The following is a 24,628-nucleotide window of genomic DNA, read 5'->3' as shown; positions in this document are numbered from 1 at the left end:
GCCGCTGATCCCGCACTTTCGAGTGCGTCACGCATGTGCAGGTGCGTCTTGCGTGATCTCGCGGGTGCGTGGAAGGCGGTCTCAGGAATTTCTCAGCTGACGAGATAGCCGGGGGTCACGGTGACGTCCATCGGTTCGACCCGGCGGCCGTCCGCCGTGACGAACGCGACTTCGAGCGGTTCGCCCGTGGACGCATCGGAGTACACCGGCCCGGTGCTGTCGTCCCGCGGCCGGTTGTCCTCGCCCCAGCGGGAGAGGCCGGCGATCACGAAGTGCAGGTCGGCGCCGGCCGGCGTCAGCACGTACTCGTGACGCTCCCTGCTGCCGGCGTCGCGGTAGGGGACGCGTTCGAAGACTCCGTCGGCGACGAGCTTCGTGAGGCGTGCCGTGAGGATGTCCGGCGCGATGCCGAGCTCCTCGCGGAACTGCGAGAACTGCGTGCTGCCCCAGAAGGCTTCGCGCACGATCAGGAGGGTCCATTTGTCGCCCAGGAGGTCGACCGCGCGGGCGACCGCGCAACGGGCGTCCTTGCCGAGTGATTTGACCATGTCGCCATCGTACCACCTGGATATGAAAAACCTATTCATGTGCTAACTTGGAATCTCCAAGTCAGTCGGCGAGGTTCGCCGCGGTGGAGAGGACCAGAAATGCGCACACTGAGCAATCGCGCGAGCTTCCGGGTGTCGGCGATGGTGGTGGGACTCGCCCTCTGGGCGAGCGCTGCGCCGTCCATGAGCTACCCGCTCTACGCGGCGTCCTGGGGGCTCACCCCGGCACTCACCACGACCGTGTTCGCGGTCTACCCCGTCGCCCTCGTTGTGGTGCTGCTGCTCTTCGGCAACCTCTCCGACTACATCGGCAGGCGCGCCTCCATGCTCCTCGGGCTCGGCTCGCTGCTCATCGGCGCCCTGTGCTTCGCCGCAGCTTCCGACGTGTGGTGGCTCTTCGTCGGACGCGCGTTTATGGGGATCGGCGTCGGGCTCTCGTTGAGTCCTGGCAGCGCGGCGATGATCGAATTCAGCGATCCGGCGAAGCGGCGGCTGACGAGTGCCATCAACACCGCCGCAACCGCACTCGGCGTCGTGATCGCGCTCTTCGTCGGCGGGGCGCTCGTCCAGTACGCACCGCTGCCGCTCCACCTCGACTATCTCGTCCTCGCGCTTGTGCTCGTGGTGGTCGGCGCCCTGGCCTGGTTCCTGCCGCACCACACCGAAGCGGAGGCGCGCGGGCGCTGGCGGCCGCAGGGCATCGCCGTCCCGAAGGGCCTGCGGCTGGTCCTCATCACCGCCGCGGCCGCGATCACGTGCGCCTACACCGTTGGTGCGCTGCTGCTCTCGCTCGGCGGGCAGATCGCCCACGACCTCGTCGGTTCGGACAACGCGTTCGTCACCGGTGCGCTGATGTCGACCTTCGGTGTGGCCGTCGGCATCGTCGCGATCGTGTTCTCGAGGCTTGCGCCCCGTCTGAACATCGGCATCGGCGCCGTGCTGTCCCTCGTCGGCGTCGGGCTCCTGGTGGAGGCCGGCCTGACCCACAACCTCTGGATCTTCCTTGCTTCATCGCTCGTCAACGGCGCCGGGTACAGCCTCACCTTCCTCGGTGGCGTGTCGCTCATCGGCGCCAATGCCCCCGCTCACCACCGGGCCGGCATGTTCTCCGCCGCGTACCTCATCGGGTACGTCGGGCAGGGTCTGACCGCGGTTGTGCTGGGACTGGTCGCGACCCGCTCGGGCATCGGGACGGCGCTCGACCAGGGGGCGATCGCGCTCGGCGTGCTCTTCCTCGTTGCGCTGTTCCTGGCCTGGGCGACGCGGCTGCGGCGGGCTGCGGCGTCGACCGGGTCGGTGCGCACGGCTGACCCCGCCTAGATCAGGGGGCGATCTGCGTGCGGGGCTGAATCGAAGTGCGGTGCGGCTCGGAGGGTTCCTCCGGGCCGCACCGCACGTTGTGTTGTGTTCTGTCCCTAGCTCCAGCCCTCGCGTCCCTCGACGTGCGTCAGGATCGTCGCGGAGCCGTTGGGCACCTCAGCCGGTTCGTTGCCGGTGAGCGTCAGCATGATGCTGCGCACGACGATGACGTGGCAGACCAGCACGATGCTGCGGCCGTGATGCTCGGCGAGGATGCGTTCCAGCCCGGTCGCGACGCGCGCATCGACCTCTGCGCGACGCTCGCCCTCCGGGTAGTCGCCGTCAGGCCACGTGGTGAACGCCGCTTGCGCGGGGGTGCCCTCCGCGACGCCGAACGACTGCTCGGTGAACTCGGGAGCGAGTGCGGGGGTTGCCAGCCCGAGGCGCTCGGCGATGATGCCGGCGGTCGTCGCGGCGCGATCGAGCGGCGACGAGACCACGAGGTCCCATGCTCTGCCGGCCAGGCTCTCCGCGGCGTCTGCCGCTTGGGCTCGCCCGGTGGTGTTGAGCGGTTGATCGACGCGGCCCTGCAGGAGGCCTCGTCGATTCCAGTCGGTCTCCCCGTGGCGGACGATCGCCAGGCGAGTGGTTGCGGGCGGGTGGGCGATCGTCGACGTCGTGTCGCCGATCGCAGATGCTGGGGATGGAATAGATTCGTGCACGAATCAATAGTGCACGAACTTGATCGGGAATTCGCTGTCAGCTGCAGTGTGCTCGACCGGTGCCGGTTGAGGACCGGTTTGGCCGCTGGTTCAGCGCCGCTTCAGCGCCTGCTCACAGGTCGAACCAGGGTTCGACGTCCTCGGCATGGCGTCCGGGGTCCACGGCCGGTCGCTGCGGGCGGCGCAGTCGTGCCGCGCGCTCGCGCAGCTCGTCGACGAGCGGGAGATCGGTCAGCTCGTCGCTCGCGAGCTGCACGGTCTCCGACGCGATCTGCGTCGTCGGTCCGACGAGGAGCCTCGCCCGGCCCGCCGAGCCGTCGGTCCGTCGCGTCGGCAGTTCGATCACATCGAACTCGCCCTGCTGCGCGAGGATGTGGGCGTAGTCGATGACCGCCGCGGCGATGAGACCGCCCGTCACGAACGTGCTGCCGGCGCACGTGATCCGCTCCATGATTCCCCGATCGTTCGGCACCGCCGAAGGATCGGGCGGGCTGCTGGTGAACTGCCGCCGTCCCGGGTTTGCGCGGTGCAGGTCGATGTCCGACGATCGTATCCACGGCATCCGCGGTCGAACAGGGGCTTGCCTTCCGTGCGACCGACCCGTACGTCCGCGCGCGATGTCGCTAGGCGGTGGTGGGCCGGCCCGTGTCCTCGACCCCGGTCACCGCGGACCATCTGCCGCCGGTGCGACTCACCCGGATCGGGTAGTCGAAGGCCGCCGAGACGCCCGTCGTCGTGAGGACGTCCTCTGCCAGGCCCCTGGCGATGATCCGCCCGTCGCGGATCAGTGCCGCGTGGGTCGTGGTGCTCGGCAGCTCCTCCAGGTGATGGGTGATCGTCACGGTCGCGAGTCGCGGCGTCGCGCCGACGAGCGTGCGGATCCGGTCGAGCAGGTTCTCGCGAGCGGCGACATCGAGTCCGGTGGACGGCTCGTCCAACAGCAGCAGCTGCGGTTCGCGCATCAGCGCGCGGGCGATGAGGGCCCGTCCGCGTTCACCCTGTGACAGGGTCGTCCACGGGCTGTCGACGATGTGCCCGATGCCCAGGAGATCGACGAGTTCGTGCGCGCGCGCCGACTCCTGCTCGCTCGGGTCCCAGCGCAGGCGGCGTTCGATCGTCGCGGTCGCTCCCGTGAGCACCACGTCGATGACCGGCAGTGCCGAGGTCAGCGGGTGTCGCGGCTGCACAAATCCGATGTCGCGGCGCAACTCGTTCACATCGGTCCGGCCGATGCGTCGCCCGAGGACGGTCGCCGTGCCCCTCGTCGGGTGGGTGACGGCTGCGCAGAGGTTCATGAGCGTGGTCTTGCCGGCGCCGTTCGGACCGATGACGGCCCAGTGCTCGCCCTCGCGGACTCGGAGGTCGACGCCGGACAGGAGCTCCCGGCCGTTGCGCACGAGTGCGACGTCGGAGAACTCGAGGACGGTGGCCGGTTCTGCCAGGAAGGCGTGCTCCTTGAAGCGCTCGACCGGATCTGCGGAGGGCGCCTGCCCGAATGCGGTGTTGATGCTCATCACGCCTCCTTGACGGCGATGGGTTCGGGGTGGGTGTAGCGGTCGCGTCCGGCGAGCATCGCGAAGACGAGTTGGATGCTCGCGATGCCGATCACGAGCACAAGCGGCGCCGACCACCAGCCCGTCGCATCGATCAGCAGTCCAGAGCCGATGGGACCGAAGGCGGCCAACAGGTATCCGACGCCCTGCACCATGCCGGACAATCGCGTTGCGTCGCTCGCGGTCCGGGAGCGGAGCCCGACGAGGGTCAGTGCGACGACGAGTGAACTGCCGCAGCTCAACCCGCCGATGAGCACCCACAGGATCACGAGCTGTGGAGCGAGCAGGAGGCCGATCATGGCGCAGATCATGAGGACGCTCACCAGGACGCCGACGAGACGCTGGTCGGCGCGGCGCCCCATAAACGCCGTGATCCCGAGACCGCCCGCGATGCCGATGATCTGGAACGCGAAGAGGTGCCAGCCGGCGACCGCGATGGCGGTGCCGCCGTGCTCCTCGATCTCCGGGAGCCAGGTGATCAGCAGGTAGAAGCTCGTCGACTGCAGTCCCATAAAGAACGTGACGTGCCAGGCGACAGGTGAGGTCCACATCGATCCGGTCGTGGACGTCGAGGATCCCGTCACCACGGGGGCGACCGGTCGCCTGTGGCGCAGCCGGGGGATCCAGACGATGGCCGAGACCACACTGAGCACAGCCCACACGCCGATGCCGAGGCGCCAGCCGCCCCACTCGCTGAGCGGCACGGCCAGCCCGGACGCGAGTGCCGCGAACGCGCTGATGACGGCGGAGTACGCGCCCGTCATGACCGCGATGTTGTTCGGGAAGTCCCGTTTGACGATCGACGGGACGAGGACGTTGCAGACCGCGATCGCGGCGCCGAGGATCGCCGTTCCGATCCACAGGTTCGCCTGGAGACCTGGCAGGGACCGGATGACGGTGCCGGCGATGAGCACGATCACCGCGAAGAAGACGGCACGCTCGGTGCCGAGGCGGACGCTCACGAGGTGCACGAGGGGCGAGACGACGGCGAACGCGAGCAGGGGGACGGCGCCGAGGAGGCCGAGCGACGCCGTGGGGAGGCCGGTGTCAGCCGCGATGTGGCCGATGACCGAACCGACCGCCGTGATCGCTGGACGGAGGTTCGCGGCGACCACGAGGACGGTGAGTCCGAGCAGAAACGTGCTGAGGTCAGGGCGGGAGATGCGGCCGGGCGCACTCGGGTGTGCGGGCGCGGCAGGGCGGGCCGGGCCGGTATCGGACGGGGACGTGTGCTCGTATCCGCGCGCCGACGTCGGGACGGACGCCGTCTCGATTCCGCCGCTCACTCTGCCAGTCCGCCGATCGCATCCAGGAACGTCACGTCGTCGATGATGCCGCGGGCGATGCGCTCCGCGCCCTCCGCATCGCCGCGACCGATCGCATCGCGGAGGTCGTGGTGCGACTGCAGGATGCCAGGATCCTCCGGGAGGACGGCCGTCTTGTCGATCGTCTCGGTCATCGTCTGGCCGACCGCGTCGTAGAGGCGTTCGAGGAGCGGGTTGCCGCTCGCGGTGACGATGCCGCGGTGGAAGCGCAGGTCTGCCGCGATGTATCCGGCGCGGTCGCCGGCATCGTGAGCCGTTCGCCTGGCTTCGAGGGCGGCGTCGATCTCGGCGAGCTGGTCGTCGGTCGCGTGGTTCGCTGCGCGCGAGGAGGCCGCCGTCTCGAGGATGGAGCGCACGTCGAGCGCATGGGCGAGGTCGGTGACGACCCGGTCGCGGGTGAGGATCGCCGTGAGTTCGTCCGTCGCGCGGACGTAGGTTCCGTCGCCGACGCGGGGATCGAGGAGGCCGGCGACGCTGAGGGCGCGGAGTGCCTCCCGAACGGTGCCGCGGCTGACACCGAGGTCTTCGGCCAGTTGGACCTCACCGGGGATCTTCGTCCCGACCGCCCAGGTGCCGTCATCCAGCAGTGCCTTGAATCGATCCGCGACCTGGGTCACGAGCGGGACCTGTCGAATCGGTGCGCCAAGCGTCGCCATGTGCAAACCTCCTACATTTACACACAACGTACCACGCCCACCCCTTCGCCCGCCCTCAGCCCGCGAGTGGGCAGTCGTGGCTGCTTTGACGGTCGTCAAACCAGCCACGATTGACAGTTCGCGGGCTAAGGGCGGGGGAAGAAGGGACGGGAGAGGGATTTAGGACCAGAAGAGGTCTTCGGCGGGCTGGTTCTCGCTCATGAGCCAGACCTCGACGATGCGGTCGTCCTGGATGCGGAAGACGTCGACGCCGTGCTGGTCGAGATCGGCACGGCCGTCGCGCTTCGCGGTGAAGCAGACGGTCGCGGCCACGAGGTCGCCGCCGGCGATCGAGGACTCGGTCGCGACGATGAGCGAACCGGCCGAGCGCTCCATCATGCCGCCGAGCAATCCGAGGACCGCGTCCGGGCCGACGTGGTCGCCCGCGAGCGGGTGGGCACCGGGCTGGTGCCACACGACGCCGGGGTGCAGGGTCGCCGCGAGCGCGCCCATGTCGCCGGCTTCGAGGCTTGCGAGGTAGCGATTGAAGGTGTCGAGTGCGGTCATGTCGATGACTCCCATCTGTGAACGTCAGCGGATGCTGACGATGTGATGAGTCATTTATCCTGGATCCGGCCAGGTAACTTCATCGTTACCCGGCAGGTGCACGATGCGCGTCGGCCGGACGCCCCGCGCATCGGACGCGCGGCCACTGCGTCTCGCCCTCCGGCGACCCGCAGACCCGATCAAGAGATGAGACCCGCTGTGGCCCCTGTGTGGAACGTGTTCTCCAAGACGTGCCCCTCGCGCACGTCCCTCGCCCGCATCGCGAACAAGTGGACGGCCATGATCGTCATCTCGCTGTCGGAGCGTCCCCACCGCTTCGGTGAGCTGCAGACTCGCCTGGAGGGCATCAGCAAGAAGGTGTTGAGCGACACCCTCCAGGCGCTGGAGCGGGACGGGATGGTCGAGCGCGCACTCGTCGGCGAGGCGCCAGGGTACGGATTGACGCCGCTCGGACGAACGCTCGAAGAGCCCCTCCTGGCGCTCCAGCGCTGGTCGGAGTCGCACATCGAGGACGTGCTCGAATCCCGGGACCGCTGGGATGCCGCGGCCGACGATGCGGTCCTCGGCATCCAGCAGCGTCCCTGAATCGCCTCGCCGCCGAGTCGGATCTATCGGGGAGCCCGGCAGGCGATCAGGTGATCAGGCGATCGCGAGGACCATACGGAATCGCGCGTCGCCGTCCATCATCCGCGCATACGCGGCAGCGGCGTCGGCGAGCGGGGCCTCCTCGATCATCGCGCGGACCCCGTTCTCGGCCGCGAACCGCAGGTTGTCCTCGTTCTCGATCGAGGAGCCGGTCAACGAGCCGCCCACGGTGACATCGCCGAAGATGAGCGAGATGGGGGAGACCTCGATCGGTTCGAACGATGCGCCGACCACCATCAGCCGCCCGCCGCGCGCGATCCCGGGGACGAGTGCGGTCATCGATGCGCCGCTTGCCGCGGTCGCGAGCACAACGTCGGCGCCGCCGAGTGCTTGGAGGGCCTTCCCCGGATCGACCGAGCGGCTGTCGATGTAGTCCTGGGCGCCGAGTCCCTTCGCGAGCGGGGCCTTGTCGGTGCCTCGTGCGATCGCGACCACGCGGGCGCCCATCTTCCTGGCGTACTGCAGCCCCAGGTGCCCGAGTCCGCCGATGCCCTGGACGGCGACGAGGTCGCCGGGGGCGGCCGCAGCCTTCCGGAGTGCATTGAAGGTGGTGAATCCGGCGCACAGGAGCGGCGCCGCCTCGATCGAGGAGAGCTCGTCCGGGATGGCGACGAGGCCGGACTGGCGTGCGTAGAGCACCTCGGCGTAGCCGCCGTCGACGGTCACGCCCGTCGCGGGCTGGTCGGTGCAACCGGTGAAGTCGCCTCGGCGGCAACGGTCGCAGACGCCGCAGTGGCCGCCGAGGTAGCCGACGCCGACCCGGTCGCCGATCGACCAGGAGCCGACCCCGTCGCCGACGGCGTCGATGCGCCCGACCGCCTCGTGGCCGGGGACCCGTCCGATCTCGCTCGCGGCGTGCTCGTGGACTGCGAGGCTGTCGCTGTGGCAGACGCCGCAGGCCTCGACCCTGATGCGGACGTGGCCAGGTGCCGGCTCGACGAGTTCTCGTTCGGTCGCTTCGAGCGAGCCGTCGGGTGCGACCTGGATGGCGGAGTACGTGGGCATGGCAGATCCTTCTGTGGTGATGGTGGTGGGAAGTGTGGTGATGCTGGGAGGCGCTGATCGCCTGGCGCGCTGCAGTCGTCGGTGGTTGTCGACGGTTGCCGGTGGCTCAGGCGCTCGTCGAGCCGGGGGCCAGGCCGGCGATGAGAACGGTTGAGAACGTGAGTGCGAGCACCCGTTCGAGCGGTGCTGCACTGCGGAGCGACTTCGCTCGGAGGGCCGCGCCCTCCCATGCGTCGATGATGAACCAGGCGGCGTCCCGCGCGTCGACGGAGTCGTCGACGCTGCCGTCGGCTCTGGCGGCTTCGATGGCCCCGGCCAGTGCCTCGTGCCACTCGCCGAACGCCTGGTCGACGACCCTCGCGAGCCGGTCGTTGGTGCCGGCCGTCTCCGCGGCGAAGTTGCCGAACATGCATCCGCGCTGGTAGTCGTCGATCGCGAGGTCGGCGAGCAGGTGGGCGAAGTGCCCGGCGATGCGGTCGAGCGGTGTGTGCTCCTCGGCGCTCAGCATGTCCATCCTGCGGCCGTCGCCGTAGCGTTCGAGGACGGCTACGGCGAGGTCCTCCTTGCTGGCGAAGTGGTTGTAGAAGGAGCCCTTCGGCCCGCCGGCGCGTGCGGCGATGGCCGCCACCCCTGACGCGGTGTACCCGTCGCGGTGGATGGTCTCGTATCCGGCCTCGAGGAATGCGGCTCTGAGGTTCGGTTTCGGCACGTCACGGCTCCTGTCGATGGCGATCCGCGCCTGGATCGGCTCGGTGCCATTAACAATATGACCGGTCGTCTCAAATCGTCTCCGTAGACTGTTCGCTGTCAGCGAACGTGTGCGGCGAGGCTCGGCGACCCCTCGGAATCCGGCCGTGCAGCGGCCAACCGAACCGATGCGATGAGGCCGCCCCCTGGGCGCGCGACCAGTTCCAGCTCGCCGCCGTGCACATCGACGATGTTGGCCACGAGTGCCAGGCCGAGCCCGTGCGTCGCACGGGAACTGCCGGTCGCGGTCGGGCGAGGAGCGGCCCTGACACGGCCGCGCGCCCGATAGAACGGCTCTCGCAGCACCGCGAGCTGGGCGTCAGACAAGTCGTCGCCCGTGTTCTCGACCCGGAGGACCCTCATCGGGCCCTCCGTGCTGATCGTGACGGACGCTTCGCCACGATCGTCGTTGTGGCGCACGGCGTTGATGAGCAGATTCGCCGTGAGTCGGTGCAGGAGTGCCGCGTCGCCCGCGACGACACCGGCGTCGGTGCCCGGCTCGGTGAACGTCAGCGCCACGCCGGTGGCGCCGGCTTCGTCCGCGACGAGCTCGAGCTCGCTCGCCACGATCGGGCCGAGGTCGACGGTGTCCGTGCTGATGACCGTCCGTGCCACATCGGACAGGTCGAGCATGGCCTCGACGATGTCGAGACTGCGGTCGTTCGTCTCGGAGAGTCGTTCCAGCAGGTCGGGCACCGCCGTGTCCTCGATGCCGTCCCTTCCGACGTCGAGGAGGGCCTTTGTGGTCGCGAGCGGCGTCCGCAGTTCGTGCGAGGCGTTCGCCGCAAAACGTTCGTGGGCGGTGAAGGAGCGTTCGAGGCGATCGAGCATGTCGTCGAAGGATCGCGACAGTCGGGTGAACTCGTCGTCAGGGCCGTCGAGGCCGACGCGGTGGCTGAGCGACCCGGTGGCGGTGCGCTCGGCGGCTGATGCGAGTGATTCGAGCGGGCGCAGCATCCGTCCGGCGACGAACCAGCTGAGCACTGCGCCGAGGCCGCCGATGACGAGCAGGGCGATGCCGCTCGTGACGAACAGGGTCGCCAGGATGTCGTTCGAACTGGAGATGACGATGCCGGAGGGTTTCGCCGTGGCGAGCGTCGTTGTGCCCGTCGCACCGGCCGCCCCGGTGGTCGGGGTGAGCGTCGTCGGGATGAGGACTGGGGTGATATCCGGATTCGCGGCGGTGAAGTTGTAGGTCGGGACGTAGCGCATCGCGATGGAGACGACGGCGAGCATCACAAGGCCGACCACGAGGATAAGACCAGTGCACACGATCGCGAACCTCGCGCGGGCGGGGAGCGAGTGGAAGGGGTGCCGACGCGTTCGGGTGGGAGGCGCCGTGACCACTGCGTGACCGGCGTCCGCAGTATGATCGGCGTCCGCTGTGCGATCGGCGTCCGCAGCAGCCCGACTACTCATCGCCCTCGCCCATCCGATACCCCACGCCCGCGATCGTCTGGATGATCCACGGCTCCCCGAGCTTCTTGCGCAGGGCGGAGATCGTCACCCTGATGGCGTTGGTGAACGGATTGGCGTGCTCGTCCCAGGCCTGCTCGAGCAACTGTTCGGCGCTCACGACCCCGCCGTCGGCCTGCATGAGCAGGTGGAGGACGGCGAACTCCTTGCGGGAGAGCTTCGTGAAGCGCCCGGCGCGGAAGACCTCGAACCGGAACGCGTTCAGGCTCACGTCGCCGAAGCTGAGCGTCGTGGGAGCAGCCTTGCCTGACCGGCGTTCGAGGGCCCGCAGCCGGACGATGAGCTCCGGGAACTCGAACGGCTTCTTGAGGTAGTCGTCCGCCCCGAGTTCGAAGCCGCTCACGGTGTCGCCGAGCCTGCGCGCTGCGGTGAGCATCAGGATCCTGGTGGGGGAGTCGGAGGCGCTGATCCTCCGGCACACCTCGTCGCCGTGCAGGCCGGGGAGGTCCCGGTCCAGGATGACGACGTCGTACTCGGTGATGGAGACCGCTTCCATGGCTGCGAGTCCGTCTCCGACGATGTCGGCTGCGATGGCCTGGCGGCCGAGCGCCGTTCTGATCGCGTCGGCCAAGTAGGGTTCGTCTTCGACGATCAGCACACGCACGTTGTTCCTCTGTGATTCGGATGCGTCCAGCGTCGGGTGGCTGAACCTGACGATTACAACAGACGTCGTATAAGGAAAACGTCACGGTGAATCCCGACGCTCTCGCGACAGCCGGTGGGCTGGACTGTGTGCATGACCGATCACCGGTCAGCCGGTACGCCGGCAGTTCACACAACGCCGGTCCGCCGGCTGAGGAGGAATGATGTCACTCGAAATCTACAAGGAGCCTCAGGCACCGAAGGCCGGCTCCATGAAGCGCCGCATCATCGCCGGTGCCGCTGCTGCAGCGTTGACGCTCGGCGCCGTCGGCGTCGGCGTCGCGGTGGCGACGTCGGCGTCCGCCGAGACCGGCGGGTCGTCGGACTACCAGTCGACGACCGTCGTCGATCCGGCTTCGACCGGGCCGCACACGACGGGTCCTGGCGCGCACCCGATGCCGCTGCCGAAGGACGTCAAGCCGGGTGTGGCCAAGGCGATCGGTCCCGTGCCCAAGGACGCCGTGCTCGGCGACGGGAGCGGCCTGACGCTCACCGAGGCCGTTCCCGCGAACTGACCCGGCACGCGGACAGGCCGGACGGCAGGCAACTGCACCGCGCGTCGAGTCGGCCACTCTGAGGCGACCGCCGAGGTGCGCGGCTCTGGTCAAATGGTCAGCACATGCTGTATAGTCAGCGTGTGCTGACCATTTCTTCGCGTCTCGACGTCCTCAACCGCCTCGGTCGGGCCATGGCCGACCCGACCAGGTCCCGCATCCTCCTGAGTCTCCTCGAACAGGCAGGGCACCCCGCACAACTGGCGCTCGACCTCGGACTCACGAGGTCCAACGTCTCGAACCACCTCGCGTGCCTGCGCGGCTGCGGCATCGTCGTCGCCGTGCCGGAGGGGCGACGGACGCGATACGAGATCGCCGATCCGCACCTCACGAGAGCCCTCACGGAGCTCGTCGACGTGGTGCTCGCCGTCGACGACGGCATCCCGTGCCTCGACGACGAGTGCGACGTCCCGTTGTGCTGCGACCCGGGCAGCGAGGCATGAGCGCCGCCTGCTGCACGCCGGAGGACCCCGAGACGTCCCCGTCCGGCCAGAACCCTGCGGATCCACGCTCGACGGACGTCGACGAGCACGATGCCCCCGCCCCCTGGTGGCTGGACCGGGCACTCGCGCTGCCCGTGCTCGCCGGTCTCCTGCTCGCCGTCGGATACGGACTCGAATGGACCGGGTTCCCCGTCCCGGCCACCGTGGTCCTCGCGGCGAGCCTCCTCGCCGGTGCGTGGACGTTCGTCCCTGGCGCGCTGCGTCGTCTGATCCGCGGACGCCTCGGCGTCGGGCTGCTTATGACGATCGCTGCGGCAGGCGCCGTCCTGCTCGGCCACGTCGGTGAAGCAGCGGCCCTCGCGTTCCTGTTCTCGATCGCCGAGGCGCTCGAGGATCGGGCGATGGACCGGGCGAAGCACGGCCTGCGCGCACTGCTCTCGGTCATGCCGGAGACCGCCCGGCTGTCGAAGCTCTCCGGCGATGTCGTCATCCCCGCCGCCGAGGTCCGCGAATTCGACCTCCTCGTGGTCGGGGCCGGGGAGCGCGTCGCCACAGATGGCGTCGTGGCGGAGGGGCGCAGCAGCATCGACACCTCAGCGGTGACGGGCGAATCGATCCCGGTCGACGTCGGTCCGGGCGCGGTCGTCCCCGCCGGTTCGATCAACGGCGGTGGTGTGCTCCTCGTGGAGGCGACGGCCGACGGGCGCGACAACTCGGTCACCACGATCGTTCGGCTCGTCGAAGAGGCGCAGGCCCGCTCTGGTCGTCGGGCGAGGCTCGCCGACCGCATCGCGAGGCCGCTCGTGCCGGCCGTGCTCGTCGTGGCCGCGGCGATCGTCGTGTTCGGGTTCGTCGTCGGCGACCCGCTGCTCTGGACTGAGCGCGCGCTCGTGGTGCTCGTCGCCGCGTCCCCGTGCGCCTTGGCGATCGCGGTTCCGGTGACGGTCATCTCCGCGATCGGTGCGGCGAGCAGGTTCGGTGTTGTGATCACGTCCGGGGCGGCGTTCGAGCAGTTGGGCGCGGTCCGCACGGTCGCGATCGACAAGACAGGGACGCTCACCAGGAACCGGCCGGAAGTCGTCGAGGTCGTTGTGGCCGGGGCATCCGGTGTCGACGTGACGGCCCCCGGCCTCCGTCAACAGGTCGTGGCACTCGCGGCCGCTGTCGAGGCCGGCAGCACCCACCCGCTCGCTGCTGCGCTCGCCGGCGCGGTGTCCCCGGCTGCCCGCCTGCACGCGTCGGATGTCATCGAGCACCCGGGGCAGGGCGTCGAGGGCGTCGTCGACGGGGTGCGGATCAGCGTCGGCAGCACCAGGTGGCTCGACGTCGGCGGGATAGCGGAGGAGGTATCGGCCCTCGAAGCCCAGGGCGCGAGCGTTGTGCTGGTGGCGGTTGCCGGCGAGACCATCGGCGCCATCGGAATCCGCGACGAGGTCCGACCGGAGGCTGCGGAAGCGGTCGCCATCCTTCGGAGCGACGCTGTCGAGGTCATGATGCTGACGGGTGACAACCGCCGCACGGCGCTCGCCATCGCCGAGCGCGTGGGGATCACCGACGTCCGCGCAGAACTGCTCCCCGCCGACAAGGCCGCAGCTGTCGAAGCGGCGATGTCGTCCGGGGCGACGGCGATGATCGGCGACGGCATCAACGACGCCCCGGCCCTCGCAACGGCGAGCGTCGGCATCGCGATCGGCGTCGGCGGTTCGGCGGTCGCGGTCGAAGCTGCCGATGTCGCGTTCACCGGCACGGACCTGCGTCTCGTCCCACGGGCGCTGCGGCACGCCAGGCGCGGGCGCCGCATCATGACCGGGAACATCGTGCTCGCCTTGCTCATCATCGTTGTGCTGTTCCCGCTCGCACTGTTCGGCGTCCTCGGCCTCGCGGGCGTCGTCGTTGTGCACGAGATCGCGGAGGTCGTGGTGATCGCGAACGGGCTGCGTGCAGCCGGCGGTCGGCGGCGCGCAGCCCGTTCACGGTGAAGCAGGGGGCGACCCGACGCGGCGCAGGATCGGATCCGATCGGCGCCGCCCGGAGCCCGGCTTCGTCTGGCGCTACTTCGCGGACGTCTTGAGCACCTGCTCGATGGCGTCGAGCACACCGATCGCATCGGCGTACGACCCGGTGAGGAAGTCCGACGTTCCGATCACGTGGCCGGCGGTCACAGCAGGCAGCTGCTTGTACGCCTGCAGATCGAACAGGTTCTGGATGTTGTTCGCGGGCGTTCCGTCGTTGTTCGCGTAGTAGATGATGTAGTCCGCATCGGACAGCAACGCCGCCTGTTCATAGGAGACGGAAGTGCTGTTGTCGTCCTTCACCGCGGCGGACGCGCTCGCGAGCGGCGCGTCGAGGTCCGTGAGGATCGTGCCGACGGAGGACTTCTCGCCGTAGATCCAGTAGTTCCCCTCGTCGAATCCGCCCTGGATCACATCCCACTTCGCCGTCTTCAGCTGTTCGCCATAGGTCGAGCGGATCTCATCGAGCTTGCTCGTGTAGGAGCCCTGCAGCTTCGTGAGCGCGGCGTCGTCATTGATGAAGTCGGCCGTCGCGATCGCCGGGGTGGTCCATTTGCCGTCGAACGCGGCGAACGCGGTCGGGGCGATCGCCTCGAGCTTCGGGTACAGCTTCGTCAGGTACGGCACGTCGACGCCGACGATGAGGTCTGGCTTGAGCGCCGCGATCTGTTCGAGGTCGACGTCCGCGCCGCTGCTGATCTTCTTCGCGGCCTTCCAGTTCGTCAGGTACCTGGACGGCACGTATTCTGCTCCGCCGTCCTCGACGGCGATGGGTTTCACACCGAGGTCGTAGAGCGATTCGGTCGTCCACGAGTGGACCGAGACGACGCGCAACGGGTGCGCAGGGACCTTCACGTCGCCGTGCGCCGTCGAGACCGTGCGGGTGTCGGCGGCTGAGGCTGCGTCGGAGCCGCCCGCCGAGCATGCAGCGGCGCCGAGGACGAGGGCTGCGGCGATGGCGCCCGCTGCGACGACGCGTCCGAGACGGGCGTGCGATCGCGTACGGCGGGCGGAGCCGGCGATCGTCGCGGAATCGGTGCGTGCGAGGGTGTTTTCGTGCACAGCGGTGCCAGGGGTATCGAGTCGCATGGTGTGTGGTGCTCCAGTTTCTAGAGGACGGGCCGCAACCGGCCGAGGGATCCGTCGAGCTCGGTGAGCGCCTGCTCAGCCCAGCGGAAGATGCGGGGATCGAACCGGTCGATCGGGAACCGTTCCCCGGCCGTGTCCCTGGCGGTCATGCCGACGCCGGCGTGTACGGGACGAGGTCGTCGGCGAACGCGCGTCCAGGAGCACCGAGCGGGATGACGAGCGGCGTGCCGGCGATGGGGTCGGTGAGGATGTGCGCCGGCAGACCGAAGACGTCGTGCACGAGTTCCGCGGTGATGACCTCGTTCGGCGGGCCCTCCACAACGACCTCGCCATCGGCCATCGCGATGATGTGGGTCGCGTACCGGCAGGCGTGGTTGAGGTCGTGCAGGACGGCGACGAGGGTGCGTCCGCTCTCGACGTTCAGCTGGCGGAGGAGTTCGAGGAGCTCGATCTGGTGCGCGATGTCGAGGAACGTCGTCGGCTCGTCGAGCAGGAGGAGTTCGGTCTCCTGCGCGAGCACCATCGCCACCCACACGCGTTGGCGTTGTCCGCCGGAGAGTTCGTCGACGAGTCGGCCGGAGAGATCGGCGACGCCCGTCGCTTCGAGGGCGGCGGTCACGGCGCGCTCGTCGTCGGTCGACCACTGGCGCAGCATCCGCTGGTGCGGGTGGCGACCGCGGGAGACGAGGTCCGCGACCGTGATGCCGTCCGGGGCGATGGAGGTCTGCGGCAGCAGGCCGAGGGTCTGCGCGACCTCCTTGGTCTTGATCGAGTGGATGTCGCGGCCGTCGAGCAGGACGTGGCCTGCGCTCGGTTTGAGCAGGCGGGACAGCCCCCGAAGCAGCGTCGACTTGCCGCAGCCGTTCGGGCCGACGATGACGGTGAACGAGCCGTCCGGGATCTCGATGGAGAGGTCCTTGGAGATGACCCGCTTCTCGTACGCGAGCGTCGCGCCGTCGACGGACAGGCGTGTCCTCCCGGCAGCCGGGCCTCCGGTTGCCGCACCTGCGGTTGCACTCGTCGTCACACCGGTTCCGATCGTCTCGGTCATGGACGTTTTGCCTCTCTGATCAACAGCCACACGAAGTATCCGCCACCGAGGACGACCGTCACCACGCCGACGGGCAGTTCCGATTCGCCGAGGGCGTGCTGAGCCACCCAGTCCGATGCGAGGAGCAGCACACAGCCGACCGCGGCTGCTGCGCTCAGGGAGATGCCGGCCGATCCGGCCAGTCGACGACCGATCTGCGGAGCGGACAGCGCGACGAAGGCGATCGGCCCGGCGAGGGAGGTGACGGTCGCCGACAGCCCGACACCGACGATCACGAGCAGGAGCCGCGTGCGCTCTGCGCTCACACCGAGCTGCTTGGCGGCGTCGTCGCCCAGTTCGAGCATCCGCAGGGGGCCGCTCAAGGCGATCGTCGCCGGGATGAGGACGAGGAAGACGATGAGCGCGGGGATGAACTGCTCCCAGCCGGCGCCGTTGAGTGATCCGGCGCCCCAGAACGACGCGCTCATCGCGTCCTGGAGGCTCGCCTGCAGGATGAGCCAGGTGTTGAAGGAGCCGAGCATCGCGGTCACGCCGATGCCGACGATGATGAGCCGGAACCCGTGCACACCGCGGCGATACGCGAGCAGGTACACAACTGCGGCCGTCAGGAGTCCGCCGAGGAGCGCGCCGCCGGTCGTGACGAAGACGCCGCCGTGCACGATGAGCATGATGACGAGCGCGCCGGTGTACGCGCCGGCGTCGAAGCCGATGATGTCGGGGCTGCCGAGCGGGTTCCTCGTGAGCGACTGGAAGATGCCGCCGGCGAGGCCGAGCGCGATGCCGAAGAGCGCCGCGAGGAGCACGCGGGGGAGTCGCCATTCGAGGACGATCGTCTGGACGATGCCGCTGGATCGGCCGATGAGCGCCTCGACGACCTCCGGGATGCTCAGCTGGTAGGCGCCGCTCGCGAGCGACACGAGGGCAATGAGGATCGCGGCGACCGCTGCGCCGACGCATACCACGACGGTGCGGCGCGGGATCCGCCAGGAGACGCCGTGCCCCTTGGACCGGCCGACGATCTGCCTGCCGCCGAAGTCGATCCCGGGCGACGCCGTTGTGGTCGTCGCCGCGGTCGACGTGGTGCCGGTCCGGGCCTCGCGCTCCATCGAGGTTCCGCGGCTCACAGGGTGCTCGCCTTCGAGCGCCGTGCCAGCCAGATGAGCACCGGTGCGCCGACGAACGCCGTCACGATCCCGACGGGCAGCTCGGAGGGGCGCAGCACGACCCGGCCGATGATGTCGGCTCCGAGGACGAGGATCGGGGCGAAGAGGATGCTGAGGGCGAGGATCCACCGTTGGTCCGGACCGACGATCCACCTGGCGACGTGCGGCACCATGAGCCCGACGAAGCCGATGGGGCCTGCCGCAGCGGTCGCGGAGCCGACGAGCAGCGTCACACTGATGAGGACGAGGATCCTGGTGCGCACGACCCGCGTGCCGAGGGAGGCTGCGAGGTCGTCGCCGAGTCCGATCGTGTTCAGCTCGCGGGCGGCGATGAGCGCCACGACGACGCCGACGATCACGAACGGCACGATCGTGAGCGAGATGTCGAGCGGGCGGCCGCTGATGGAGCCGGCGTTCCAACCGCGCATGTTGTCGAAGGCGCGCGGGTCGAGGAAGGTGATGCCGGTGCCGAGGCCGGCGAGCACCGCGCCGATGCCGACGCCTGCCAGGGTGAGCCGCACCGGGGTGGCGCCGTCTCGTCCGACCGATCCGACCGCGTACACCGCGACCGTCACGACGATCGCACCGATGAAGGCGAACCACAGGTACTGGCTGATGCTCGTGAGCCCGAAGAAGGCGACGGCGACGACGACGAAGAACGACGCTCCGGCGTTGACGCCGAGGATGCCGGGGTCTGCGAGGGGATTCCGGGTGAGCGCCTGGATGAGCGCGCCGGCCACGCCGACCGCCACGCCGGCGAGGATGCCGAGGACGGTGCGGGGCACACGGAGATCGCGGACGATGAGCACCTGGTCGGTGTTCGCCGGGTGGAAGAGGGCGTTGACGACCGTCCCGAACGGGATGTCCTTCGAGCCGATCGCGAAGCTCAGCATAATGACCGCGAGCAGCACGGCGAGGGACCCGACCCACCAGATCGTCCGGACGAGGTTCGAACGGACGAGGCCGGAGCCGCCCGTGACACCCGGAGCGCTCGCACCGCCGGCAGCGTGGCTGCCCGGCGTCACGGTCGGTGCGGTGTCCTGCGCAGCACTGCTGCCGGTCGACCTGGTCGAGTGCATGGGGTCTTCTTCGTGTTGTGGTCGCCTGGAAGGCGTGGGGTGAACGCCCACGTCGTCGGGGACTCGGGCCACGGTGAGGTAAGCCTAACCTGATGACCGAAGAACAGCGTAACCAGCGTGTCGAGCGGCGCGCAACGCTCACTCGCCGATCGGTATCGGGAACCCGCCATCCGCATCGAGCTGCGCGAAATAGGACCCGGGAGTCAGTCCCGTGACCTGACGGAAGGAGGCGATGAACGCGCTCGCAGAGGAGTAGCCGACGCGGGCGGACGCCTGGCTCACACTGTCGCCCTCCGAGAGGTGCCCGAGCGCCGCCCGCAACCGGAGGAGGGTGCGCCACTGGGTGAAGCCCATCCCGGTCTCGTTCGCGAAGATGCGCGAGAGGGTCCTCGTGGATGCGCCGACCATCCGGCCCCATGCAGCGAGGTCCCGTCCGTCCGCCGGGTCGTCGATGAGCGCCTCCGCGAGCTTGCGCGCGCGTCCGTCCACGGGCAGCGGCAGGTCGATCGTGAGGGTGTCGACCGGATGCAGGAGGTCTGGCACGAGGTGCTCGGCGCGTGAGCGTTCGCCGTCGTCGAGGTCGGTGCAGAGGTGGTCGATGAGTTCCCGCAGGAGGTTCGACACGGTGACGACCGTCGGCTCCGGTCGGTCGAGGACCGCGCCGCGCCGCTCGCCCGGATCCAGGTAGATGCCCTGGAGGGTGCCTGGGCGCACGCTTGTTGTGGTGTGCCAGGTCCCGGCCGGGATCCAGAGGGCGAGGCTCGACGGCAGCACCCAGTGCCGACCGCCGATCGTCACCATCAGCACGCCCTCGCGCGCCCACGCCAGCTGATCGCGGTTGTGCACGTGGTCGTCGAACCGTTCACCCTGGGCGAGCGGGAAGCTCTCCAACACGATCGCGGTTTGGCGGGTTGTCGTCATAACTCGTCACGGTACCGCAACCACGCCACCGTGCCGTCGTTTAGCCTCGAAGCTGTGCCGCCGCTGAAAACCCGTCCATCCGCACGTCTGGGCGCGTCGAGGGGGTATCGGCTGCGGGTGATCGCGTCGACGGCGCTGCTGACCGGACACCAGTTCGGCGAGGCGATGGTCCCGGTCATCATCGGTCTGACGATCAGTGAGGCGGTCGCCGGCGGAGCGGTGCAGGCGCTCCTGTTCTGGCTGGCCGTCCTCGGGGCCGACTTCCTGCTGCTCTCGATGTCCTACCGATTCGGTGCGCGCATCGGCGCCACCGTGCGCCTCGGCATCGCCCACGAATTGCGCGTGCGGATCATCGCGCGGGCGCTCGACGAGCGAGGAGGACTCGACCGTCACAGCTCGGCCGGCGCCGTGCTCTCGACCGCGACCTCCGATGCGCGGCGCGTCGGCGAGACCATCAGACAGGCGATGGGCGCGTTCGCCGCTGCCGCGGTCGTGGTGTTCGGCGTGGTCATGGTGGCGCTGACCTCCGTCCTCCTCGCGTTCGTGGTCGCGGTCGGCGTTGTCGCCGTTGTGGTGCTGCTCGCGCTGTTGAGCGCACCGCTCGAGCGACGGAGCGGTGCGGAGCAGCAGGCGGCGGCGTCGACCTCGGCGCTCGGTGCTGATCTGCTGCGCGGGCTCCGCACGATCGCCGGACTCGGAGCCGAGCGGGCGGCGCACGGCCGGTACCGGGCCCAGAGCCGGGTCTCCCTCGGCCACGCGATCGCCGCCGGTTCGTTCGAGGGCAGGCTGGAGGGCATCGGTGTCGCGGTCGTCGGTTGTTACCTCGCGGTCGTGGCGGCCATCGGCGGGGTCCTCGGGCTCTCCGGCGCGATCGACATCGGACAGCTCATCGCGGTGCTCGGCCTGTCGCAGTTCATCCTGGGGCCCTTGCAGACGCTCGGCGGTTTCGGCGCGGTGGCGGCGCGCGGTCGGGCCTCGGCGAAGCGCATCACCGCGCTGCTCGACGCCCCGGTGCTGCTGACGGGGCGCGGAACTGCTCCCGACCGTTCAGTGCCGATCGGAGCGGACGGCGCATCGATCACCTTCGAAGGCGTCGTCCTCCCCGGACGGGACGATGCCCGGGTGCTCGACGTCCGCATCCCGTCGGGTGGGATGACGGGTCTCGTCGTCCCGGACGCCGAGCGCGCACAGGCGATCGTCGACCTGCTCGCGGGCGAGGCGCTTCCGGAGCACGGACGGGTCCTGCTCGGCGAGGACGACCTCGCGATGACCGCACCTGCATCGTGGCGGGAGCGTGTGCTCGTCTCACCGCATGATGCGACCCTGTTCAGCGGCCCGGTCGGGCAGATGATCGGCGGGATGCCGGGTGCAATGACCCGCGTGATTCCCGACGTTAGGCCCGACATCGTGCGCGGTATGCAGCCGGGTGCTCAGGAAAGCTGGCACGTCGCCGTGCGCGCCGCGGCGGCCGACGACGTGATCGAGCGACTGCCGGACGGAGCGCGGACGGTGCTCACGGAGCGCGGCGGCACGCTGTCGGGCGGTGAGCGCCAGCGGATCGCGCTCGCACGCGCCATCGCTGCCCAGCCTCCGGTGCTCGTGCTGCACGACCCGACGACGGCCGTCGACTCGGTCACCGAGGCGACGGTCGCCGCACGCCTCGGGGGAGCGAGGGCCGGGCTCACAACGATCATGGTGACGACGAGCCCCGCGATCCTGGAGTCCTGTGACCGGGTGATCTTCATCGACGGCGACGTCGCCGCGGGGGTCCGAGACGCGGCGTCGACGCACGCCTCGCTCGTCGCAGGCGATGCCGCGTATCGTTCGGCGGTGCTGCGATGAGCGCGGAGCAGCAGCCCGGTTCCCAGCAGTCCGGATCGCGGCAGCCGAGGTCGCAGCAGCCGGGTTCCGGGCCCCTCGACGCCCTGCCGGTCGCCACCGGTCGTCGGGCCGCGGCGATGCTCCGACGCCGACTCGCAGCACAACCGCTTCGCGCTCTGTGCTGCGTCATCGTGCTCGTCCTCGGCGCGGCGGCATCGCTGCTGCCTCCTGTTGCGATCGGCCTCGTGGTCGAAGCGATCACCGCCTCGACGGGGTACGGAACCCTCGTCCTGGCCGTCGCCCTGCTCGCCGGCGGCGCCGTTGTGCAGGGAGTGCTGGTCTGGCTGGGCGCCCACCTCGTCATCCGCGTGACCGAGCCGATCCTCGCCGAACTCCGCGAGGACGCGATGGCCGCAGCCCTCGACGCTGATGCCGTTGTGCTCGAACGGGCGGGATCCGGCGATCTCGTCTCGCGGATCACCGGCGACATCGATCGGCTGTCCGATGCGGCCGGCGGCACGCTCGGCGCGTTCGTCTCCTCCGCCCTCGCGATCGCGATCACCCTCGCCGGTCTTGCGGTGCTCGACTGGCGGTTCGCCCTCGCCGGACTCCTCGCCGTGCCGGTGCAGGTGTTCGCGCTCAGGCGGTACCTGCGCACCTCGGCGCCGGTGTATCGGCGGACGCGGGTGGCGGAGAGCGCCAGGGCCCAAGCCGTCCTCGAATCGATCACGGGCGCGAAGACGGTCCGTGCGCTCCGCGCGGGCACGGAGCACCTCGACCGTGCAAACACAGCTTCGGCACTCGCGCGCGACCTCGAATCAACGAGTGTCCGGGTGTCCACGAGGTTCTTCGGACGACTGAACCTCGCGGAGTTCATCGCGCTCGGCGGTGTGCTCGCGGTCGGGTTCTTCCTCGTGAACGGCGGAGTCGACCCGGTGGGACTCGGGGCGACCACAACCGCCGCGCTCTTCATCAGCCGCCTGTTCGATCCGCTCAACACCGTGCTCGGGCTGATCGACACGGTGCAGCAGGCGGGGGCAAGCCTCACGCGCGTCGTTGGCCTCATCGGCATGCCGCGCGTCGCGCATCGTCGGCCGATCGTCGTTGGCACGGACGCGGACATCGTGCTGCGCGACGTCGGACTCAGCTACGCGGCGGGCGTCCGGCCGGCGCTCCGTGACGTCGACCTCACGATCCGCGGCGGCACGACCGTCGCCGTGGTCGGTGCGTCCGGCTCGGGCAAGAGCACACTCGCGAAGCTCATCGCCGGTGTGCTCGATCCGACGAGCGGGACCGTCAGCATCGCCGGCGTCTCCGCGCGCAGCGTCCGGGAGTCCCGCGGCGGCAGCGTCGTCCTGCTCAGTCAGGAGGCCCATGTGTTCGAGGGGCCGCTCGCGAGCGATCTCCGGCTCGCGAAGGACACGGCGAGCGACGATGAGCTCGTGGCCGCACTGGCAGCCGCAGGGGCCGGATCCTTCCTCGATGCGCTGCCGGACGGCATCGCGACCGTCCTCGGTCCGGAGGGTGTGCTGCCGAGTGCTGCGCACGCGCAACAGATCGCGCTCGCGCGACTCGTCCTCGCCGATCCGGCCGTTGTGCTGCTCGACGAGGCCACGGCCGACGCCGGCAGTGCGGCGGCGGTCGAGCTCGAGCAGGCTGCGCTCCGGGTGACCGCCGGCCGCACCACGATCGTGATCGCGCATCGGCTCACCCAGGCGGTCACGGCGGACCGGGTCGTTGTGCTCGACGCCGGGCTGGTCGTCGAGGACGGCAGCCATGCCGAGCTCGCTGCGGCCGGCGGAACGTACGCGTCGTTGTGGTCCGCATGGGCGGATCGTCGCCACGTACCGGAGCGTGCCGACGCCGCGCGGTGATCGCGCCGCCCGGGGAACGAATCGTTTCGACAACTTCTCGGACAACTGTCCGAGAAGTGGTACGATGGAGGGAATGGCTCGACAATCTGGACTTTCCGACCCCGATGACGGCCAAGCAACCTCCGGCCAGGCTCCCGCGGGGCGCACGACGACCGATCCCAGGGCCGAGCGCACGAGGCAGACCATCTTCGCCGCCGTCGGCACGCTTATGGCCGCACGCGCGGAGAGCGTCTCCGTCGGCGACATCGTCCGCACCGCCGGCATCAGCCGCAGCTCCTTCTACGCGCACTTCTCCAGCCTCGACGAGCTCACCACCGACTTCCTGCGCCTGCAGTTCTCCGAGATCGGCACCGCCGGCGTCGAGATCCACCCCGGCGACCTCGACGACGCCTCCGGCACAGGGCGATCGGCTGCGCGCATCGGCTACCGCCGCCTCATCGCGCACCTCACGGACCACTTCCCGCTGTACTCCAGCGTCCTCGACCTGCCCGTCGCGCGCAGCACCTACGACGAGATCGTCACGGCGTACACGAACCGCATGATCGCCTCGCTCGTCGACACGGTCAGCGTCCCGGCCGGCACGAGGCCAGAGCTCGTCGCGGCGTACGTCGCCGGCGGCACCCTCGCGCTCGTCGGCGCTTGGATGCGCGGCAGTATCGACGTCTCGGACGACGAACTCGTCGACGAGCTCATCGCGCTGCTGCCGCCGTGGCTGCTCGCATCGGGCACCTGAGCCGCACCACAGACTTCCGTCGGGGCCAGCCGCCGACATCGTATCCAGAGAAGAGAAGAGACACACTGCCATGAAGTTCATCGTTGGGGAAACGCTCGTCTACCCGCACCACGGCGCCGTCACGATCACCGAGCTGTCCACCCTCACCATCAAGGGTGAGGAGCAGCAGGTCATGACGCTCCGTGTGCACACGAGCGATCTCACCATCAAGCTCCCGATCGCCAACGCCGACCTCGTCGGTGTGCGCGACGTCATCGACAACGACGGCGTCCAGGCGGTCTACACCGTCCTGCGCGAACCGTTCGTCGAGGAGCCGGGCAACTGGTCGCGCCGCTACAAGGCCAACCAGGAGAAGATGGCGAGTGGCAACGTCCACCGCGTCGGCGAGGTCGTCCGCGACCTGTGGCGTCGCGACCAGGACAGCGGTGTGTCCGCCGGTGAGAAGCGCATGCTGCAGAAGGCCCGTCAGGTCCTCGTGTCCGAGCTCGCGCTCGCGCAGGGGCTCGACGACGACGGCGCATCCGTGCTGCTCGACGAGGTGCTCGCGCAGACCCTCGCCGACCCGGAGACGCTGACCGCGGCAGCCAAGTAGTCGCTTCGTCGGCGGCGAGTACGCCGACCAGCGCATCGCGCTGACGTGAGCGCGGGTCCGGCCGGAACCGAGATTAGGCTGGCTGTGTGCGTTTGTTTGAGGGCATCGCGCTGCGCATTCCGCGTTGGGGGG

The 24,628-nt window shown here is 69.5% G+C and carries 26 protein-coding genes; 9 read left to right on the top strand and 17 right to left on the bottom strand.

The features are described from left to right. Nucleotides 1–92 precede the first annotated feature (92 nt). Nucleotides 93–548 carry a winged helix-turn-helix transcriptional regulator gene (locus ACL9RL_RS10355; protein WP_422780171.1) on the bottom strand — a complete coding sequence of 152 codons (456 nt, stop codon included), beginning with the start codon at nt 546–548 and terminating at the stop codon, nt 93–95. Between the two features lie 99 nt (nt 549–647). On the opposite strand from ACL9RL_RS10355, the gene ACL9RL_RS10350 reads away from it, so the two are divergent. Beyond that, entirely contained in the window at nt 648–1,868 is a 1,221-nt protein-coding gene (locus ACL9RL_RS10350) for an MFS transporter (RefSeq protein WP_422780170.1), read from the top strand. 95 nt (nt 1,869–1,963) lie between these two features. Here the strand turns inward: ACL9RL_RS10350 and ACL9RL_RS10345 are convergent, their stop codons facing one another. The 6 genes from ACL9RL_RS10345 to ACL9RL_RS10320 all read right to left on the bottom strand — a co-directional run bounded on the left by ACL9RL_RS10345 (nt 1,964) and on the right by ACL9RL_RS10320 (nt 6,649). Continuing rightward, nucleotides 1,964–2,569: a histidine phosphatase family protein gene (locus tag ACL9RL_RS10345; protein ID WP_422780169.1), complete on the bottom strand. Its 606-nt coding sequence runs from the start codon at nt 2,567–2,569 to the stop codon at nt 1,964–1,966. Nucleotides 2,570–2,681: 112 nt separating this feature from the next. After that, nucleotides 2,682–3,020, bottom strand: coding sequence for a hypothetical protein (locus ACL9RL_RS10340; protein ID WP_422780168.1), 339 nt, complete (start codon nt 3,018–3,020; stop codon nt 2,682–2,684). A gap of 172 nt (nt 3,021–3,192) precedes the next feature. Further along, nucleotides 3,193–4,083, bottom strand: a complete 891-nt coding sequence (locus ACL9RL_RS10335) for an ABC transporter ATP-binding protein (RefSeq protein ID WP_422780167.1) — start codon at nt 4,081–4,083, stop codon at nt 3,193–3,195. After that, nucleotides 4,083–5,408, bottom strand: a complete 1,326-nt coding sequence (locus ACL9RL_RS10330) for a CynX/NimT family MFS transporter (RefSeq protein ID WP_422780166.1) — start codon at nt 5,406–5,408, stop codon at nt 4,083–4,085. Before ACL9RL_RS10330 ends, ACL9RL_RS10335 begins: the two co-directional genes overlap by 1 nt. Beyond that, entirely contained in the window at nt 5,405–6,103 is a 699-nt protein-coding gene (locus ACL9RL_RS10325) for a FadR/GntR family transcriptional regulator (protein WP_422780165.1), read from the bottom strand. Before ACL9RL_RS10325 ends, ACL9RL_RS10330 begins: the two co-directional genes overlap by 4 nt. Nucleotides 6,104–6,262: 159 nt before the next feature. Continuing rightward, the gene (locus ACL9RL_RS10320; RefSeq protein WP_422780164.1) at nt 6,263–6,649 is read right to left on the bottom strand and encodes a nuclear transport factor 2 family protein; all 387 of its coding nucleotides are present in this window, start codon (nt 6,647–6,649) and stop codon (nt 6,263–6,265) included. A gap of 198 nt (nt 6,650–6,847) precedes the next feature. On the opposite strand from ACL9RL_RS10320, the gene ACL9RL_RS10315 reads away from it, so the two are divergent. Continuing rightward, nucleotides 6,848–7,234: a winged helix-turn-helix transcriptional regulator gene (locus tag ACL9RL_RS10315; RefSeq protein WP_422780163.1), complete on the top strand. Its 387-nt coding sequence runs from the start codon at nt 6,848–6,850 to the stop codon at nt 7,232–7,234. Between the two features lie 54 nt (nt 7,235–7,288). Here the strand turns inward: ACL9RL_RS10315 and ACL9RL_RS10310 are convergent, their stop codons facing one another. The 4 genes from ACL9RL_RS10310 to ACL9RL_RS10295 form a co-directional block, all read right to left on the bottom strand. Continuing rightward, the gene (locus ACL9RL_RS10310; protein ID WP_422780162.1) at nt 7,289–8,299 is read right to left on the bottom strand and encodes an alcohol dehydrogenase catalytic domain-containing protein; all 1,011 of its coding nucleotides are present in this window, start codon (nt 8,297–8,299) and stop codon (nt 7,289–7,291) included. Nucleotides 8,300–8,405: 106 nt separating this feature from the next. Next, on the bottom strand, nt 8,406–9,008 hold the full coding sequence (locus tag ACL9RL_RS10305; RefSeq protein WP_422780161.1) for a TetR family transcriptional regulator C-terminal domain-containing protein: 603 nt from the start codon (nt 9,006–9,008) through the stop codon (nt 8,406–8,408). Between the two features lie 98 nt (nt 9,009–9,106). Beyond that, entirely contained in the window at nt 9,107–10,318 is a 1,212-nt protein-coding gene (locus ACL9RL_RS10300) for a sensor histidine kinase (RefSeq protein WP_422780160.1), read from the bottom strand. Between the two features lie 139 nt (nt 10,319–10,457). Continuing rightward, nucleotides 10,458–11,126 carry a response regulator transcription factor gene (locus ACL9RL_RS10295; protein ID WP_422780159.1) on the bottom strand — a complete coding sequence of 223 codons (669 nt, stop codon included), beginning with the start codon at nt 11,124–11,126 and terminating at the stop codon, nt 10,458–10,460. Nucleotides 11,127–11,328: 202 nt separating this feature from the next. On the opposite strand from ACL9RL_RS10295, the gene ACL9RL_RS10290 reads away from it, so the two are divergent. The 3 genes from ACL9RL_RS10290 to ACL9RL_RS10280 all read left to right on the top strand — a co-directional run bounded on the left by ACL9RL_RS10290 (nt 11,329) and on the right by ACL9RL_RS10280 (nt 14,140). Beyond that, complete coding sequence (locus tag ACL9RL_RS10290; RefSeq protein ID WP_422780158.1) at nt 11,329–11,679, top strand: hypothetical protein; 351 nt, start codon at nt 11,329–11,331, stop codon at nt 11,677–11,679. A 122-nt stretch (nt 11,680–11,801) separates the two neighbouring features. Beyond that, nucleotides 11,802–12,161: a Cd(II)/Pb(II)-sensing metalloregulatory transcriptional regulator CmtR gene (cmtR, locus tag ACL9RL_RS10285; protein ID WP_422780157.1), complete on the top strand. Its 360-nt coding sequence runs from the start codon at nt 11,802–11,804 to the stop codon at nt 12,159–12,161. Then, nucleotides 12,158–14,140, top strand: a complete 1,983-nt coding sequence (locus ACL9RL_RS10280) for a heavy metal translocating P-type ATPase (protein WP_422780156.1) — start codon at nt 12,158–12,160, stop codon at nt 14,138–14,140. The genes cmtR and ACL9RL_RS10280 overlap by 4 nt, the downstream gene beginning before the upstream one ends. A 72-nt stretch (nt 14,141–14,212) precedes the next feature. Here the strand turns inward: ACL9RL_RS10280 and ACL9RL_RS10275 are convergent, their stop codons facing one another. The 6 genes from ACL9RL_RS10275 to ACL9RL_RS10250 form a co-directional block, all read right to left on the bottom strand. Then, nucleotides 14,213–15,262 (bottom strand): ABC transporter substrate-binding protein, encoded by a 1,050-nt coding sequence (locus ACL9RL_RS10275; protein WP_422780155.1) that lies wholly within the window; start codon nt 15,260–15,262, stop codon nt 14,213–14,215. A 20-nt stretch (nt 15,263–15,282) separates the two neighbouring features. Continuing rightward, nucleotides 15,283–15,411: a hypothetical protein gene (locus tag ACL9RL_RS10270; RefSeq protein WP_422780154.1), complete on the bottom strand. Its 129-nt coding sequence runs from the start codon at nt 15,409–15,411 to the stop codon at nt 15,283–15,285. Next, complete coding sequence (locus ACL9RL_RS10265; RefSeq protein ID WP_422780153.1) at nt 15,408–16,313, bottom strand: ABC transporter ATP-binding protein; 906 nt, start codon at nt 16,311–16,313, stop codon at nt 15,408–15,410. The genes ACL9RL_RS10270 and ACL9RL_RS10265 overlap by 4 nt, the downstream gene beginning before the upstream one ends. Further along, the gene (locus tag ACL9RL_RS10260; RefSeq protein WP_422780152.1) at nt 16,310–17,437 is read right to left on the bottom strand and encodes a FecCD family ABC transporter permease; all 1,128 of its coding nucleotides are present in this window, start codon (nt 17,435–17,437) and stop codon (nt 16,310–16,312) included. Before ACL9RL_RS10260 ends, ACL9RL_RS10265 begins: the two co-directional genes overlap by 4 nt. Beyond that, on the bottom strand, nt 17,434–18,555 hold the full coding sequence (locus tag ACL9RL_RS10255) for an iron chelate uptake ABC transporter family permease subunit (protein ID WP_422780151.1): 1,122 nt from the start codon (nt 18,553–18,555) through the stop codon (nt 17,434–17,436). Before ACL9RL_RS10255 ends, ACL9RL_RS10260 begins: the two co-directional genes overlap by 4 nt. 138 nt (nt 18,556–18,693) lie before the next feature. Further along, a complete protein-coding gene (locus tag ACL9RL_RS10250) occupies nt 18,694–19,476 on the bottom strand; it encodes a helix-turn-helix domain-containing protein (protein ID WP_422780150.1) in 783 nt (260 codons plus the stop codon). A 54-nt stretch (nt 19,477–19,530) separates the two neighbouring features. Between ACL9RL_RS10250 and ACL9RL_RS10245 the strand changes: the two genes are divergently transcribed. From ACL9RL_RS10245 to ACL9RL_RS10230, 4 genes are all read left to right on the top strand, one after another. Next, nucleotides 19,531–21,318, top strand: a complete 1,788-nt coding sequence (locus tag ACL9RL_RS10245; protein ID WP_422780149.1) for an ABC transporter transmembrane domain-containing protein — start codon at nt 19,531–19,533, stop codon at nt 21,316–21,318. Next, nucleotides 21,315–23,171: an ABC transporter ATP-binding protein gene (locus tag ACL9RL_RS10240; protein WP_422780148.1), complete on the top strand. Its 1,857-nt coding sequence runs from the start codon at nt 21,315–21,317 to the stop codon at nt 23,169–23,171. Before ACL9RL_RS10245 ends, ACL9RL_RS10240 begins: the two co-directional genes overlap by 4 nt. A 73-nt stretch (nt 23,172–23,244) precedes the next feature. Further along, nucleotides 23,245–23,904 (top strand): TetR/AcrR family transcriptional regulator, encoded by a 660-nt coding sequence (locus ACL9RL_RS10235; protein ID WP_422780147.1) that lies wholly within the window; start codon nt 23,245–23,247, stop codon nt 23,902–23,904. Between the two features lie 70 nt (nt 23,905–23,974). After that, a complete protein-coding gene (locus ACL9RL_RS10230) occupies nt 23,975–24,496 on the top strand; it encodes a CarD family transcriptional regulator (protein WP_422780146.1) in 522 nt (173 codons plus the stop codon). The last annotated feature ends 132 nt before the right edge of the window (nt 24,497–24,628 follow it).

The organism is Plantibacter sp. Mn2098 (assembly GCF_049319745.1).
Lineage (GTDB): Bacteria > Actinomycetota > Actinomycetes > Actinomycetales > Microbacteriaceae > Plantibacter.
Note: the sequence above shows the minus strand (reverse complement) of the source record. Positions and strands in the feature narration are given on the sequence as shown.